The organism is Bacillus sp. BP-3, from assembly GCF_028401955.1.
In the GTDB taxonomy this organism is placed as follows: Bacteria; Bacillota; Bacilli; order Bacillales; family Bacillaceae_G; genus Bacillus_A.
In genome coordinates, this window is sequence record NZ_JAQOTJ010000014.1 from 55,162 (window position 1) to 70,340 (window position 15,179).

11 protein-coding genes and 1 pseudogene are annotated in these 15,179 nt (G+C 33.6%); 7 read left to right on the forward strand and 5 right to left on the reverse strand.

Annotated features, from left to right (window positions below; translation table 11 throughout):
• Nucleotides 1–59: 59 nt before the first annotated feature.
• The 4 genes from PLX19_RS19500 to PLX19_RS19515 all read right to left on the reverse strand — a co-directional run bounded on the left by PLX19_RS19500 (nucleotide 60) and on the right by PLX19_RS19515 (nucleotide 4,869).
• Complete coding sequence (locus PLX19_RS19500; protein ID WP_272190444.1) at nucleotides 60–1,259, reverse strand: MFS transporter; 1,200 nt, start codon at nucleotides 1,257–1,259, stop codon at nucleotides 60–62.
• A 221-nt stretch (nucleotides 1,260–1,480) separates the two neighbouring features.
• A complete protein-coding gene (locus tag PLX19_RS19505; RefSeq protein WP_272190445.1) occupies nucleotides 1,481–2,221 on the reverse strand; it encodes a WecB/TagA/CpsF family glycosyltransferase in 741 nt (246 codons plus the stop codon).
• A 49-nt stretch (nucleotides 2,222–2,270) separates the two neighbouring features.
• On the reverse strand, nucleotides 2,271–3,401 hold the full coding sequence (locus PLX19_RS19510) for a glycosyltransferase family 4 protein (protein WP_272190446.1): 1,131 nt from the start codon (nucleotides 3,399–3,401) through the stop codon (nucleotides 2,271–2,273).
• An 85-nt stretch (nucleotides 3,402–3,486) separates the two neighbouring features.
• A complete protein-coding gene (locus PLX19_RS19515) occupies nucleotides 3,487–4,869 on the reverse strand; it encodes an O-antigen ligase family protein (RefSeq protein WP_272190447.1) in 1,383 nt (460 codons plus the stop codon).
• Nucleotides 4,870–5,444: 575 nt separating this feature from the next.
• Between PLX19_RS19515 and PLX19_RS19520 the strand changes: the two genes are divergently transcribed.
• The 3 genes and pseudogenes from PLX19_RS19520 to PLX19_RS26260 all read left to right on the forward strand — a co-directional run bounded on the left by PLX19_RS19520 (nucleotide 5,445) and on the right by PLX19_RS26260 (nucleotide 7,571).
• Nucleotides 5,445–6,077 (forward strand): trimeric intracellular cation channel family protein, encoded by a 633-nt coding sequence (locus tag PLX19_RS19520; protein WP_272190448.1) that lies wholly within the window; start codon nucleotides 5,445–5,447, stop codon nucleotides 6,075–6,077.
• A gap of 189 nt (nucleotides 6,078–6,266) precedes the next feature.
• Nucleotides 6,267–6,815: pseudogene (locus tag PLX19_RS26255) on the forward strand (protoglobin domain-containing protein); the annotation flags it as partial.
• A 144-nt stretch (nucleotides 6,816–6,959) separates the two neighbouring features.
• Entirely contained in the window at nucleotides 6,960–7,571 is a 612-nt protein-coding gene (locus tag PLX19_RS26260; RefSeq protein ID WP_442869072.1) for a methyl-accepting chemotaxis protein, read from the forward strand.
• Nucleotides 7,572–7,671: 100 nt separating this feature from the next.
• Here PLX19_RS26260 and PLX19_RS19530 read toward each other — a convergent pair whose 3' ends face one another.
• On the reverse strand, nucleotides 7,672–8,997 hold the full coding sequence (locus PLX19_RS19530) for a glycosyltransferase family 39 protein (protein ID WP_272190450.1): 1,326 nt from the start codon (nucleotides 8,995–8,997) through the stop codon (nucleotides 7,672–7,674).
• Between the two features lie 287 nt (nucleotides 8,998–9,284).
• Between PLX19_RS19530 and PLX19_RS19535 the strand changes: the two genes are divergently transcribed.
• The 4 genes from PLX19_RS19535 (at nucleotide 9,285) to PLX19_RS19550 (ending at nucleotide 14,957) form a co-directional block, all read left to right on the forward strand.
• Nucleotides 9,285–9,797 (forward strand): acyl-CoA thioesterase, encoded by a 513-nt coding sequence (locus PLX19_RS19535; protein WP_272190451.1) that lies wholly within the window; start codon nucleotides 9,285–9,287, stop codon nucleotides 9,795–9,797.
• Nucleotides 9,798–10,365: 568 nt separating this feature from the next.
• On the forward strand, nucleotides 10,366–11,820 hold the full coding sequence (locus tag PLX19_RS19540; protein ID WP_272190497.1) for an oligosaccharide flippase family protein: 1,455 nt from the start codon (nucleotides 10,366–10,368) through the stop codon (nucleotides 11,818–11,820).
• 66 nt (nucleotides 11,821–11,886) lie between these two features.
• A complete protein-coding gene (locus tag PLX19_RS19545) occupies nucleotides 11,887–12,708 on the forward strand; it encodes a glycosyltransferase family 2 protein (protein ID WP_272190452.1) in 822 nt (273 codons plus the stop codon).
• A 689-nt stretch (nucleotides 12,709–13,397) separates the two neighbouring features.
• Entirely contained in the window at nucleotides 13,398–14,957 is a 1,560-nt protein-coding gene (locus tag PLX19_RS19550; RefSeq protein ID WP_272190453.1) for an ABC-F family ATP-binding cassette domain-containing protein, read from the forward strand.
• The last annotated feature ends 222 nt before the right edge of the window (nucleotides 14,958–15,179 follow it).

Consider the following 15,179-nt stretch of genomic DNA (forward strand, 5'->3'; position numbering starts at 1 on the left):
ATATATTATATTTTTGTCAGAAAACAATGAAAAGGAAGCTATATACAGCTCCCTTTTCATTATACTAATTCTCGTTGTTTTGTTTCCTGACCAAGCACAAGGACAGCAAGGGTACCAATTACAATGGCCGTACAAAAGATTGTAAAAATATAAGAGAGTGAAGCATGTGTAGCTACAAGATAACCAACTAATAATGGTCCTAAAATACCACCGATGCGTCCAAATGCTGCCGCCATACCAGCTCCTGTACCACGAATAGCGGTTGGATACTGCTCTGGCGTATACGCATATAATGCTCCCCAAGCTCCTAAATTAAAGAATGAAAGCAACATTCCTGCAATCATTAGCGTGATTACTGAATCTGCGGCTCCAAAGAAATATGCACTACATGCCGTTCCAAGTAAATATGTGACTAACACAAACTTCCGGCCAAGACGTTCAATAAACCAAGCTGCTGTAAAATAACCTGGAAGCTGTGCAAGTGTCATAATTAACACATATTGAAAACTTTTAATTAAACTAAATCCTTTTAGCACTAATACACTCGGAAGCCAAAGAAACATTCCATAATATGAAAATACAACACAAAACCATAAAATCCAAAGCATAATTGTCGCTCGTCTGTACTCCCCTGACCAAACGGCCTTTATGTTTGCAAATACGGATTGCTTTTGTTTTGCTTTTTGAAATTGCGGTGAATCAGGTAAACCCCATCGTAAATATAGTGCATAAAAAGCTGGAAGTGCACTTAAAACCATCGCTGTTTGCCAACCGTATGTTGGAATAATAAAATATGAGATAAGAGCAGCAATTAACCAACCACCAGCCCAAAAGCTTTCTAACAAAACAACAATTTTACCACGTTCATGAGCTGCAACACTTTCAGATACAAGTGTTGATGCAACAGGCAACTCTCCTCCAAGACCCATTCCAATACAAAAACGAAATATAAGAAATACGGTTAATGTTGTTGATAAAGCAGTTAACCCGCTTCCAACAGAGAATAATAATAATGTAATAATAAAAACAGATTTTCGACCGATTTTATCTGCTAATATCCCAAATACGAGCGCTCCAACTGCCATTCCAATGGAGTTAATACTACCAATCCACCCCATCTGCTGTGCACTAAGCTGCCATTCTTTTTGCAAAGCAGCAATAATAAATGAAAGAATCCCAACATCCATTGCATCAAATAGCCAACCAAGCCCAGCAATTCCGAGAAGCTTTCGATTTGAGATTTCCTTAATTTTCCCCACTACAGGCCCTCCTCAATACAGGTGTCTTTACATCATATTTTACATATGTATATCATAGAAGTAAAACAATTTATATGTAAAGATAATCATTGTTCATATGATTCTTATCATTTCCACAAAAAAACACCTCATACATAGGCATTTTTCAATGAGCAGCCGGATCCATACCCTTATGCCTGAAAATAAATATTTAAAAAAAGAAAAAAAGCAGCGATATTTCGCTACTTTTTCGACCGAACAACCTCTTTTAAAAATTCAACTAATACAAGTTGACGACGCCAGCGCGTTGGATTACTGCACAAACGGTAAAACCACTCTAAATGAATAGCTTGAATCCATTTCGGGGCACGCTTTACTTCTCCAGCCCAAACATCAAAGCTACCACCAACACCAACAGCTACTTTTGTATGTAAACGATGTTTATTATTTTGAATAAAGTTTTCCTGTCTCGGAAATCCAAGTGCAACCAGTAAGATGTCTGGCTTCACTTCTTGAATACGTTCGATAATTTCTTCTTCTTTCTCTTTTTTAAAATATCCATCTTGTGTTCCAACAATAGATACAGCTGAATATCTTTCTGTTAAAGTTTGAGCAGCTCTTTCGATAACGTGCGGCTTTGCTCCAAGTAAAAAGACAGATACAGCCTTCTTTTCTTGTGATAATCTTTCAAACAAATTACACATTAAATCAAAGCCTGCCACACGTTCTTTTAACGGTGTTCCTAGCATACCGCTTGCCTTTACAACACCAATCCCGTCTGGTGTAATAAGATCTACCTGAAGAAGCGTCTGATGAAACGCAGCATCCTTTTTAGCACACATCACGATTTCAGGATTGGCTGTTACAACTTGAAACGTATTCTCTTGTTTCTTTTCCAGTTGCTGCATTACATAACGAACTGTTTCTTCCATTGTCATCGTTGAGAAGGGCACGCCTAAAATATCAACTGTTTGCACTGCCATATTTACATATCCTCTCTATTTCAAATATCTTTTTCCACTACTAATTATTCTAACCTCTTACTTTTGCATACTCATTACTGCCAGACAAAACCTTCTCATACGCTTCATACGTATTTTCATATAAATTCCGTAACGAAAAATGGGAAGACGCATGGGTATACAAACGCTCACCCATCTCTACTAATTCACCATTTTTCCACTTTTCATATGCCTCTTCTAACGCACGAGTAAGCGCCGCAGCATCACCAATTGGAATAATCCAGCCATATGTATCATCAACAATAAGTTGGGACATATCACCAACATCTGTAGCAATAGAGGTTAAACGCTGATTCGCCCCTTCTAATAAAACAAGGGGGAAACTTTCACTATACGATGTTAATAAATTTATATGCGCTGCGGCATATAAATTCTTTGCATCTTCACGATGTCCTAAAAATAGAACTTTATCTTCTAATCCTTTTTGTTTCACTGTTTCTTTTAACTCATTCTCCATCGGTCCATCACCAAGTAACAGCACTTTAATTTGGGGAATTGTTGTGTTTTGCAACGCTTCAAATAATATTTCATGCCCTTTAACAGGGTGTAAACGGGCTACTTGAATTGCTGTAAATACATCTTCTTGTATATCAAAATTCTCTTTTAAATCATAAGGCTTTGCTGGCGTATGATCATATTCAATCCCGTTATAGATTGTACAAATTTTCTCTTCTGGTACACCTAGTGTTACCGTATTCATCTTAAAACGCTCTGTAATAGCAAAAAATAAATCAACTTTCTTAAACGAACGTAAATTTAACTTTGTAAAAATCCAACCTTTTAAACCACTCGTCATAAAATCTAACGTTGGATCACTGTGAATGGTTGTAACCCATTTTGCTTTTATCTTTCTTTTTAATAAAGAAAGATAAAAGTTGGCTCTTGCCCCGTGTGTATGCACAATATCAAAACCTTCTTTATTAATAAAAGAACGTATTTTTGAAAGAATAGATATATCATAACGAGATGATTGTGAAAAAACGTGTACTTTTATCCCTAATGCCCTCGCCTCGCTTGCTATTGCACCTTCTTCAAATACCGCTAATTCTACTACATCTTTTGGGAATTGTGACAAAAGTGAAATAATATGCGTTTTTCCGCCACCTGTTTCTGCTCCAGCATTCATATGTAACACTTTCATCTTTTTTCCTCCATTAAATATATTTTCTTATTTTTTACTATAGCAAAAAATAAAAGCTAACATAATGCTAGCTTTTATTTTTCCATTATTCTATTTCTAAATCAACGATTAAATATGCTAATAATACGACAAAGTAAATACTTACTCCCGGTGCCGTTAGCACATGTCCTGCTGTAAATGCAATTCCTAATGCTAATCCAAGGCCTGCTGCTAACAATGCGTACTTAACTGTCAATACTTCACGGAACCTTGTTATTAATACCATTAAGATTCTCAAACCATAATACAAAAACGGAATCATAAGAAAAATGAAACCGATAATTCCAAAAGTATAAAACCAATCATGGAAATCTCTCTCAATTATTTTTAGTTCTGAGACATCTTTAAGGTTACCACCATACCCCATACCAAGTAATTTCTGAGACATAGGTGCTTGTTTATAGAACTCTTTATACGTTTGCATAAATAATTCACGTCCGCTAAAAATAATAGCTTGTGTCTCAGCCTTTTTCTCTTCTTCTTTCGTTTTTTCTGTCCCTTTTACCGTTTCCTCTTGTTTAACATGATTCTTTTGTTGCCTTTCTTCCTCTTGCAATTTAAATACTTTATGACTGATCCCTGTATTTTTATATATTGGAGATAATGGAAAATATCCTGCTACTCCTACTAATATAACTGTTGCAATTAAACCATTTAACAAATATGGCTTTTTATTACGCTCTTTCCGTTGTAAAAATGCTTGTATAAAGCACATAAAAACAGCAATAACAACTGTGCAGACAATAGCTCCAGCCCCTACTTTTGTACCAATTGCAAACAATGAAAATATGATTAAAAGAGACGGAATCCAAAAATAACTTTTTGCTAAGCTTGTTGTTTTTTCAATAGAATATAAAACAACAACTGGGCATATAATCGCTAAAATCGATCCAAGTTCGTTTCCTGCAAAAAACCAGCCACGAGAACCTTCTTTAAAATAATCATAACTATTATAATCCGTTCCAGTTGCGATAGCTGCAACCATCGTTACATTTATAATTAGAGCTGCATATGCTATATAATTTCTCATCTTTGTATGCATTGTTTCTTTCATCTTTAATGACTTGAATACGAGAATATAGCAACTTATCATCACAAATGGATATAACGCCTTTGCAATAAACTTAAGGTCTTCCATTTGTAACATCGGATGTTTAATCATTTTATTATTTAAAAATCCTAATCCAAGGACAATTCCTAACCCAAGTAAATAGATAACATATTTTCGATTTTCTTTCATACGGGCTTGTGTAAGAATATAAATGCCACCAAGAGCCATAACAAATAAGCGTGTTATTACTCCAACCGTTGCATCGATTTTAAGCTCTAAAATACAAAACGATGTAAGTAAATCTATAATTGGTTGTAATATAATAAAAATCAATAGAAATTGTTCAAATTTATAACTTAAACTATTGTGATTTAACATCTTTACCCCCTATAAATATAGTTGCGTCATTCCAAATACTTATTATAGCATAAGTTTTCAATTGACTAGATGGTATTTTAATTGAATCATAAAATCCTATAAAATGTAATTTTCATTTCTTCCTTATCTACTTGCAAATACGGAAATCATCGCTATGCAAAATAAAACATATCCGTCACTCCAAGAACATTTATCCCGCTATTTGTGGGCAGTATTAAGATTAAGAGAGAAGAGTTGTCCAGCTCTATCAGCTAGAATCTCCGGGCATTTCATCCCCTCGGGAGAGGAAAAAAGTCCCTCTCCACCTTGTGCGTGGGCGCCCTGCGATTCTGAGCGAGCTGCTTCTGCCTTTCTAAAGAAGATAAGTGGGAATAGCTGTTCATAAATTCCCGATTGGTGAGGGTTTTCCATCAGTGGGATACAAAGAAGAAGTTTCACTTTATATGGCATTTTCAAACGCTTTCTTTCCTTATTCTTTCATTTTTTTTACATGTAGCGAAACAGTAATTGTTATTTTTATAACTTTAGTGTATATTCTTTCCTTGGAACATCTTTAGAAAGAAGGGATCGGAGCGATGTTTTTAATTGATGTGTTTACGTTTCTCGGCCTTATCGCAGCTGCCATTTCTGGTACATTAGTAGGTTTAAAAAAAGAACTTGATTTATTTGGTGTCCTTTGTTTGTCTGTAGCAACTGCACTTGGCGGCGGGATCATTCGAGATGTTATGATTGGAAACTTACCTCCAGTTGCATTTGTTCAACCCATTTACTTTTTTATTAGTATTTTAGCAGCATTATTTACTTGTATGTTTTTTGAACGAATTCATAAATTACAAGTTGTAATTATGCTCTCAGACGCCGTCGGTTTAGGCGTATTTACTGCTATCGGTGCAAATGCGGCCATTACTCATCATATGAATGCTCCTTTCTTAGTTGTTTCTATGGGAGTCATTACAGGTATTGGTGGTGGAATTTTACGTGATATGTGTGCGCAAGATATTCCATATGTCTTTCGTAAAGAAATTTATGCAATTGCCTCCATCCTAGGCGCAATTAGCTTCCTTATTACTTATGAGATGGGATCACACGTATTAGCTTTCTATATTTGTTTACTCGTAACATTTTTTATACGTGTAGTAACTTTTATCTATAATGTACATTTCCCAGTCTTTTTTAAAACACATGCAAAAATCCATAAAGGTCATTGACCTATTTTATAAAAAGGGAATTCTTTCATGGATTCTCTTTTTTTATATCAAATAAATCCGTTTAATTTCATATAACGATATGGAGAAATTTCAATAAAGTATATATAATAAATAAGGCACAGATATTGGAAATGCTTTAACAAGGGGTTTTTTACAAGTAGAGAAAGACATATATACAGGGGGACGATTATGCTAAATTTTTTTAAAAGGGAAAGTAATCAAACGAAAGAAAGAAGTATAAAAGAGCAAAGTAAAGATAAAACTGTAACATTTCTTGTACCCAAAGATTCCGATTTAGCCGCACAAATGAACATGTTACACGTAACAAAAGAAGATTTACAGATTGTAAAAGTGCTACAACCTTTTATTTATGAACAATTGGATTGGATTACAAAGAAATTCTATGAAAATATTACAAAGCAACCATACCTTATACAAATCATTGAAAAACATAGTTCCATTCAAAAATTACAAATAACATTAAAAAAACATATTGAACAACTATTTAGCGGTGATATTGACGAGGATTTTATTCAACGTCGCGTTCAAATTGCACGAAGACACGTAAAAATTGGTTTACATAGAAAATGGTATACATCTGCATATCAAGAATTATTCCGTTCCATCATTAAAATTTTCAAAGAGAAATTCACAAAAATTGAGGATTTTTCCTGCGCTGTACATGTACTAAACAAACTCTTTACGCTCGAGCAGGAACTTGTTTTAACGGCATATGAACAAGAATATGAAGCGATTCGAAAAGAACATGAGCAAGAAAAAGAAATGACCCAAATGACAATCAGCCATATCGCTCAAGAACTTGCTGTTGTATCAGAGAAAACAAATGCCTCCATTCACCAATTAACACAGCAATCAGAGAATATGATTGACATTGCCAAAACAGGTACATCACTAGCAATACAATCAGAACAAAAAGCAAATCAAGGAAAACAGCAGCTACATATTCAAAATCAGCAAATGGAAAGCATGAAGGGCAGCATGCAAACCATTATTCAAGATACACAAGAGCTACTTGTCATTTCCAAAAAAATTAACGAAATCATCGACATTGTAAAATCGATTGCTGATCAAACAAACTTACTTGCCTTAAACGCAGCGATTGAATCTGCACGTGCTGGTGAATTTGGAAAAGGATTTGCAGTTGTAGCAGGGGAAATCCGTAAATTATCAGAGCAAACAAAAGAATCTATTTCAAATGTAACGAAGCTTGTCGAAAAAACAAATGAACAAATTACACATGTTTCATCTTCTGTTGAACAAATTAATAACTTTGTCTCTGATGGAACAAATAGCATGAATGAAACCGACAGTTACTTTGAAGAAATTGTAAAAGATATGTCGAATTCAAAAGAACAAACTCAAAAAATTGAAAGTGAACTTGAGTTAATTACACATGTTATAAAAACAATTAAAGAGGCTTCTACAAAAATGTCCCTAACAGCTGATAGTTTAATGTCAGAATTAAATCGATAAAGCGAAGCTTCCATTCGTGGGGATTTTACTATCAACGAATAACGTGATAAAACAAAACTCCTATGAGTGCGGAATCAAAACATCCACACTCATAGGAACTTTACTTTTTAAAAAATAACTTTTGACAATATTGATTTATCATATATATCCCATAGCTTTGTAATATCAATAGACTTGGGACTAATACACCCTCATATACAATATGCATATTCATAAACTTTGTATACAAATGGCTCGCAATTATGAGTAGAAACAGCATATAATTTCTATTTTCCTGTTTTTGAACTAGAAGATGTAACATAGAGATTGCCGCAAATATCGTAATCATCATGTATATAAAATATCCACCTTTTATAAAGGTGTTTTTCATTTCTTGTTCCTCTAGCTTTCCTAAACTCATTTGAATAGAAGAAAAACGATCCTTCTCTATTTTATTCAACTTTTTGTTTATAAAATCCATATTATATTCTTTTTTCCCTTGTTCTGCTCTTTTTTCATTTTTTCCTACTAGGACAGATTGAATATACCCCTCGTTTGTAAAGGTGTATCGCGAATTACTTGATGTTCCAAGTGCATAACTTACTGCGTAATGAACACCATAAAATATAACACATACACCTACTAGTCTAATCAACATTCCTTTTCTATCTGGACTTTGTAAAACTTCTACTAATACAAGATACAAAACAAGAACTATAATTAAAAATAAGCCTAATGGACGAATCATATTACTGAAAGCAAATAAAGCAACGGCGACTCCCCACATATACGAATGACTTAATCCTTTATGTATAAGTAAGTAACAGGCAAAATAAAATAAACATGTTGCCAAATGCTCATTCGTTAACACAGAACAAAGCATGATATTAGGAATATACAAAGCATATAATACCGCTGCAATTCGGCCACATTCTTCATGAAATAGTTTTGAAGCAAGCTGATAAATAAAATAAGCGGTAGCTCCGCAATATAAAACATTACATACCTTTAAGACAAACGTTGCATCTCCGAAAAAACGAATTAAAAAGGATTCGTACATAATAAAAGGAGATTGAACTACAGTTTCTAGACTGCTAAAAATAGTATTTCCTTGTGCAACTTGTTTAGCAGCTTCATACATCACATTCATATCACTTTCGATCGGATCTTTCATTAATACAATAGATAGAAACCGGAGTAACACAGTACCAGAAATGAGAAAAATAATAAATTGTTTATCCGTAAATCGATATTGTAAAATAGAGGTAGTCAGCAAAAGTAAAATGATACAAACGCCTAATACAATCGCTAAACTAGAAGATTTTACATCAAAAACAGTTTTTGCCTCTCCAAAAGAATACCAAAAGGAATATGCAAAAAAGAGGAACATGAGTCCAACTACTACCTTGTAAAAAAAAGCTGAAAAACCTATCTGCATCTTGTCCATAACTTTATCCTATCGCACCTCTTTTTTCTCTTGTTAATAGGTATATATACCCTTAACTTCATATTTGTAACAAAACGATTTTATCACGAATAAAGAGAATACCGGTACTCTATTTCTATGACAAAGTTAGTAACATCGTATATTCTCCTTGCAATGTAAGCGAAATCTCTTTTACACTACAATCTATATACAGAGAAACTTTCATCCACTATTTCTAATGAATGATGGATGAAATAAATTAAGTTCTGATGAACATCATTAGAACACACGAAACAGGAGTAGATAACATGGAAAAGAAATTTATGAGAGAGTCAAGAGCGATAAAAACAACACGTGTTTTCCCCAATGACTTAAATAACCATCAAACATTATTTGGCGGAAAATTATTAGCAGAAATTGATAGCATCGCATCTATCGCCGCTGCCCGCCATAGCCGTGAGCATTGTGTAACTGCTTCTATCGATTCTGTTGACTTCTTAACACCAATTCATCAAACCGATTCTGTTTGCTATGAAGCATTCGTTTGTTATACAGGAAGATCTTCTATGGAAGTGTTCGTAAAAATCGTTGCAGAGGATTTATTAGGCGGAGAACGCCGCATTGCCGCTACTTGCTTCATCACTTTCGTCGCATTAAGAGATGGAAAACCAGCCTCTATACCAGGTGTAATTGCTGAAACAGAAGAAGAGCTCTGGTTATATAACACGGGCGGGGAACGTGCAGAAAAACGAAAAATGAACCGATTAAAAAGTAAGGAAATGGCAGAAGTACTAACAATTCAAAAACCGTGGAATGTGTAACTCCACAACCTCTTCTTGGCGAATGTATTCGCCAAGTTTTTTATATTTATGAAGAAATACCAAGCCCCCTTATATGCTATTTCCATACATTATATGCTATTTTTAATACAATTAAGAAAAGAATCGACTGTTGCTTTACAAAGTTTATCTGCGGTAAACTTATATCCGTAATTACTTAGAATGAAATACCTTACATAATTTGTTAGCTAGAAAAATATTTCGTACATATCACTCAATAAAAAAATCTTATACTATATATACAAGTTATAAAACCGGCCTAAAAACCCTTTTCTTTTTAGGAGAGACGAGGGAATTTGGCCTCGCATAAAGGCTCGTATGCAAAGCTTAAAACAAAGGTAAAAAGCGAGTACAGATCATATAGCAGCGACTTATATGTCGAAATTTAAAATGAATTTATATAAAATGGAATTGATTCACAATATCCGGCAGGTCATAACAGTCAAAATTATAGAATTAAAAATGCAAATTAGACTTCCAATATTGAATTCCTTTCAATAGAAAACACAAAAACATTTTATTTCAAGAACTATCAATGAAAGGTGAAATTATGCAAAAATCAATTGTATCAAATATTTTTTATAAATTATTGCTCAACACCTTTAATATCATCCTTCCACTTCTAGTAGGTCCATATGCATATCGAATGCTTGGGTCTCATTCAATGGGGACAGTTAACCTTAGCGAAACAATTTTTAATTATTTCTTTGTTTTTGCTACATTTGGCGTATATCAATATGGTTTACGTGAAATTAGCTTAGTAAAAAAAGATAAGAAAAAAACTTCACAATTGTTTACGAGTTTATATCTTATTAACTTTACAACTAGTATCCTTGCTTTAATTGCATTTTTACTTTTTAGTTACATTGGATATGGAAATAAAGAGGAGTTTCCAGTCCTTCTTATTTTTGGATTCAACTTTATTTCAAGTTTATTTTATGTAGAATGGTACAATGAAGCACATGAAAATTATGATTTCATTGCGAAAAAAACAGTTATTGTTCGTCTCATTTATGTTGTCCTTCTATTTATTTTTATTCATGGTGCAAATGATTACAAACAATTTGCAGGTTTATTAGTTTTATCAACATTTTTAAACCATTTTATCAGTTTTATATATGTAAAACGTCAAGTTAAGTTTGATTTTTCTAACATAACCATTGTTCCGCATTTAAAACCATTATTTTTAGTTGTTATTTTTTCAAATGCAAGTATCCTGTATACACAATTAGACCGACTTTTATTAGGGGAGTATGCTGGTAAATCCGAACTTGCTTACTATGTAATGGCTTTTCAAATTATGACGATTATTAATACACTTATGTTAAGTGTAATTCAAGTTACCGTTCCGCGGCTCTCTTATTTATCAGGAAATGCAGATGAAAAAGAGTATGAAGCATTATTAAATAAAATCTCAAAAGTGTACTTTATTACATTATTTCCAGCAGCTATTGGCTTAATGCTTATCGCTCATGGAACTGTTGTTATTTATGGAGGAAGTGAATATGCTAACGCTGGTAACACATTAGTTGCTTTTGCATTATACATGATTTCAATAGGTATCGAGTCCATCTTATCTAATCAAATTATTTACGTAAAAAAGAAAGAAAGCATTTTAGTACGTTTTTTATTCATTGGTGGTTTCCTAAACCTGATTTTAAATATCTCGCTTATCGTCTTTCATGTATTCACACCAACAACAGCAATTGTCACAACTACGATTGCTTACTGCTTGTTAATTGCACTGGAATATATATATGTAAAAAAGAAACTAAAAGTAAACTATACATTATTCGATATGTCGAAACTGAAATATCTCTTCTACTCACTTACATTTATACCGTTATCATTTCTCGTCCATATAACAATAGCAGGAAAAATCCTTTCTGTTCTTGTTACAATCATCACATGCGGATGTGTATATGCCTTGATTTTATTGATAACAAAAGATGAGATATTGTTTATGTTTTTAGATAAAATTAAAGGAAAACTGAAGAAAAAATGATGTAAGTAACAAAACACCATCTTGCTTGTTTAAGTGAATGAAACTTCTTTAAAGGAGCTGTTCCGATTGAAATTCTCTTTAATCATGGCGACCTGCGGCAGACGTGATGATATTATAGATTTACTAAAATCGTTAGAAAAACAAACATATAAAGGATTTGAACTCATTGTAGTCGACCAAAACGATACACCAATCGCTGATTTATTTAATGACTATAAAGAAAAATTCCCAATCAATTATATATACACACCAATCAAAGGGCTTTCCCGTGCACGAAACACAGGTTTAAAAGTAGCTGATGGTGATATTATCGCTTTTCCAGATGACGACTGTATTTACGAAACAAACGTGTTAGAAAACATTCAAGAAACGTTTAAACAAAATAAAAATATTCATTTTATTTCTACCAATACAACAAATGTAGAAGGGACAGGCTCTTTAATACACGCTCCTAAAACAGATATTATTTTAAATAATAAATATGGATTCATGGGTCCTTCCTTTGCCCTTTTCTTCACAAAACAATTTGTACAAGATGTAGGCACTTTTGATGAAGACTTAGGAGTTGGAGCGGGAACAATTTACGGAGCTGGTGAAGAAACTGACTTTGTACTTCGCGGTATGAAGAATGGGTATACAGGTTTATTTAAAAAAGATCTTTTCGTATATCATCCAGTAAAAGAAGAGATTATTAATGAACAATCATTAAAAAGAGCTATTTCCTATGCCGGCGGTTTCGGAAGAGTCATTCGCTTACATTATGGATTCCCTTACTTTCTACGCGCCATTGCCGCTGCTTCATTCCGTGCAGTGCAAAACGTCTCTACTGATAAACGAAAATTCCATACAAATCGCTTAAAAGGGATTGTTAGAGGATACTTTAAATAAATAAGTTCAGCAGTAAGCCCCCTATTTTAGCAGGGGGTTTACTGCTGGAAAATAGCACAATCAACTGACGCTTCCAACAGCTAATCTCAAATAAATAGAATAAAAAAACAACTGTCCAATACAGGAACAGTTGCTCTTTCTACAAGGGGTCTTTTCGTAAAAACAAGGGGTTTCTTTATAATCTCTAAACAATTATAAAATGAATAGACTAATGACTATTTATCATATTGGTATACAGCACACATTATCGTAGTTTTTTTATCATTATGTTTATTCACCTTTACAGTGTTTGTACCACCTTACTAACTAAAGTTTATAATATATACAAGAACTCCACTATCGATTTAGCTTACAAGAACATTACAATATTGTAATAAAAATCACATTATCTCAATAGAAAATCCCATAAAATTACAGTCGATTTTCATAAGGAATATGCGATAATTCAAAGATAAAAGATAGCATTATATTTAAGAATTTAGTATCATGATTCAAGATACTATTCTAAATAAAAATTGAAAAACCGACCTAAAACCTCTTTCTTCTTAGATAGGCAAGAGCATCTGAACATATAAGGATGAAAACAAAGGGAGAAAGTGAATGAGGTCATTTTTTATGCTGCGTAGCAGCGACTTTTATATTGAAAAATTAAAATGAACTTATAGATTTGAAATAGAGCGGAGGACACTATGAGCTTATTAACAGTTGAAAACCTAGGTCATACTTTTGGTGATCGTACACTATTTAAAGATGTATCAATGCGTTTATTAGCAGGAGAACATGTTGGATTAGTCGGTGCAAACGGAGTTGGAAAATCAACCTTTATGAATATTATTACAGGACAACTGATTCATGATCAGGGACGTGTAGAATGGACACCTGGCACCCACTATGGATACTTAGATCAGCACACAATTTTAACACCTGGACGAACTATTCGTGATGTATTAACAGATGCGTTCTTATCTTTATTTGAAAAAGAAAAAGAATTAAATACGATTGCTGAAAACATGGCAACAGCATCACCAGAAGAATTGGAAGAACTACTTGAAAAAATGGCAGAAGTGCAAGATGCACTTGAAGCAGGCGGCTTTTATTTATTAGATATTAAAATTGAAGAAGCGGCACGCGGTCTTGGAATTGATGCAATTGGCCTAGATCGTGATGTTTCGGCGTTAAGTGGTGGACAACGTACGAAAGTATTGCTTGCAAAGCTATTACTTGAACAACCTGAAGTACTATTACTCGATGAGCCAACTAACTATTTAGACGTTGAACATATTCAATGGTTAACAAGCTATTTAAAGGAATATCCTCATGCGTTCCTTTTAATTTCCCATGATACAGAGTTTATGAACAAATGTGTAAATGTTATTTTTCATCTTGAATTTTCAAAAATGACACGTTATACAGCAACATATGAAAAGTTCTTAGAACTAGCAGAACTGAACAAAAACCAACATTTACAAGCATATCAAAAACAACAAGAATTTATTAAACAGCAAGAAGATTTTATTGCACGAAATAAAGCGCGTTATTCAACAACTGGACGTGCAAAAAGTCGTCAGAAACAACTCGATCGCATGGAACGTATTGATCGTCCAGAAACTGCTATGAAACCGGAGTTTTCTTTTAAAGAATGCCGTGCAAGCAGTCGTTTTGTCTTTGAAGGAGAAGGTATAGAAATCGGCTATACGCACCCTCTATTACCAAAATTAACAATGACTGTTGAACGTGGTGAAAAAATTGCTATTGTTGGATGTAACGGGGTCGGAAAATCAACATTACTCAAAACAATTCTTGGAAAAATTAAACCGCTGAACGGGAAAATTAGCCTTGGTGATTTTTTAGAGCCTGCTTATTTTGAACAAGAAGTTAAGGCTGAAAATATTACACCAATTGATGATGTATGGAATGCGTTCCCACACTTAGATCAACATCAAGTACGTGCAATGCTTGCAAAATGCGGCTTAAAAAATGAACATATTTCTCGTCCATTGAGCCAATTAAGTGGTGGTGAACAAGCAAAAGTTCGTTTATGCAAATTAATGGCAACAGAAAGTAACTGGCTATTATTTGACGAGCCAACAAACCATCTTGACGTAATAGCTAAGGAAGAGTTACAGCGTGCTATGAAAGCATATAAAGGTACAATTATTCTTGTTTGCCACGAACCTGACTTTTATGAAGGTTGGATTACAAAAGTTTGGAACGTAGAAGAATGGGCAGAGAAAGCGGCTCAACAATAAAGTTTAACCAATTGGAGTCTTACTATTTACACATAGTGAGATAAAAGTATGCCTCTTGTCTAAAACAAGGGGCATATTTTATTATTTTTCTTCTTGAAAAACATTTTACCTTGTTGAAAAAAATTGTATTCTTATAAAGTGAAACTTTGAGTTCTTAAACGCCATAAATAGTGCTCTTTATTCCTGTATAAATCATTCTATTCAACAAGGGGTGTATCAAAT

Coding starts and splice junctions, on each gene's coding strand:
- PLX19_RS19505 (WP_272190445.1), bottom strand. CDS start 2,221: ATGGCAGTGCAAACAGTTGATATTTTAGGCGTGCCCTTCTCAACGATG.
- PLX19_RS19510 (WP_272190446.1), bottom strand. CDS start 3,401: ATGAAAGTGTTACATATGAATGCTGGAGCAGAAACAGGTGGCGGAAAA.
- PLX19_RS19515 (WP_272190447.1), bottom strand. CDS start 4,869: ATGTTAAATCACAATAGTTTAAGTTATAAATTTGAACAATTTCTATTG.
- PLX19_RS19520 (WP_272190448.1), top strand. CDS start 5,445: ATGTTTTTAATTGATGTGTTTACGTTTCTCGGCCTTATCGCAGCTGCC.
- PLX19_RS26260 (WP_442869072.1), top strand. CDS start 6,960: ATGATTGACATTGCCAAAACAGGTACATCACTAGCAATACAATCAGAA.
- PLX19_RS19530 (WP_272190450.1), bottom strand. CDS start 8,997: ATGGACAAGATGCAGATAGGTTTTTCAGCTTTTTTTTACAAGGTAGTA.
- PLX19_RS19535 (WP_272190451.1), top strand. CDS start 9,285: ATGGAAAAGAAATTTATGAGAGAGTCAAGAGCGATAAAAACAACACGT.
- PLX19_RS19540 (WP_272190497.1), top strand. CDS start 10,366: ATGCAAAAATCAATTGTATCAAATATTTTTTATAAATTATTGCTCAAC.
- PLX19_RS19550 (WP_272190453.1), top strand. CDS start 13,398: ATGAGCTTATTAACAGTTGAAAACCTAGGTCATACTTTTGGTGATCGT.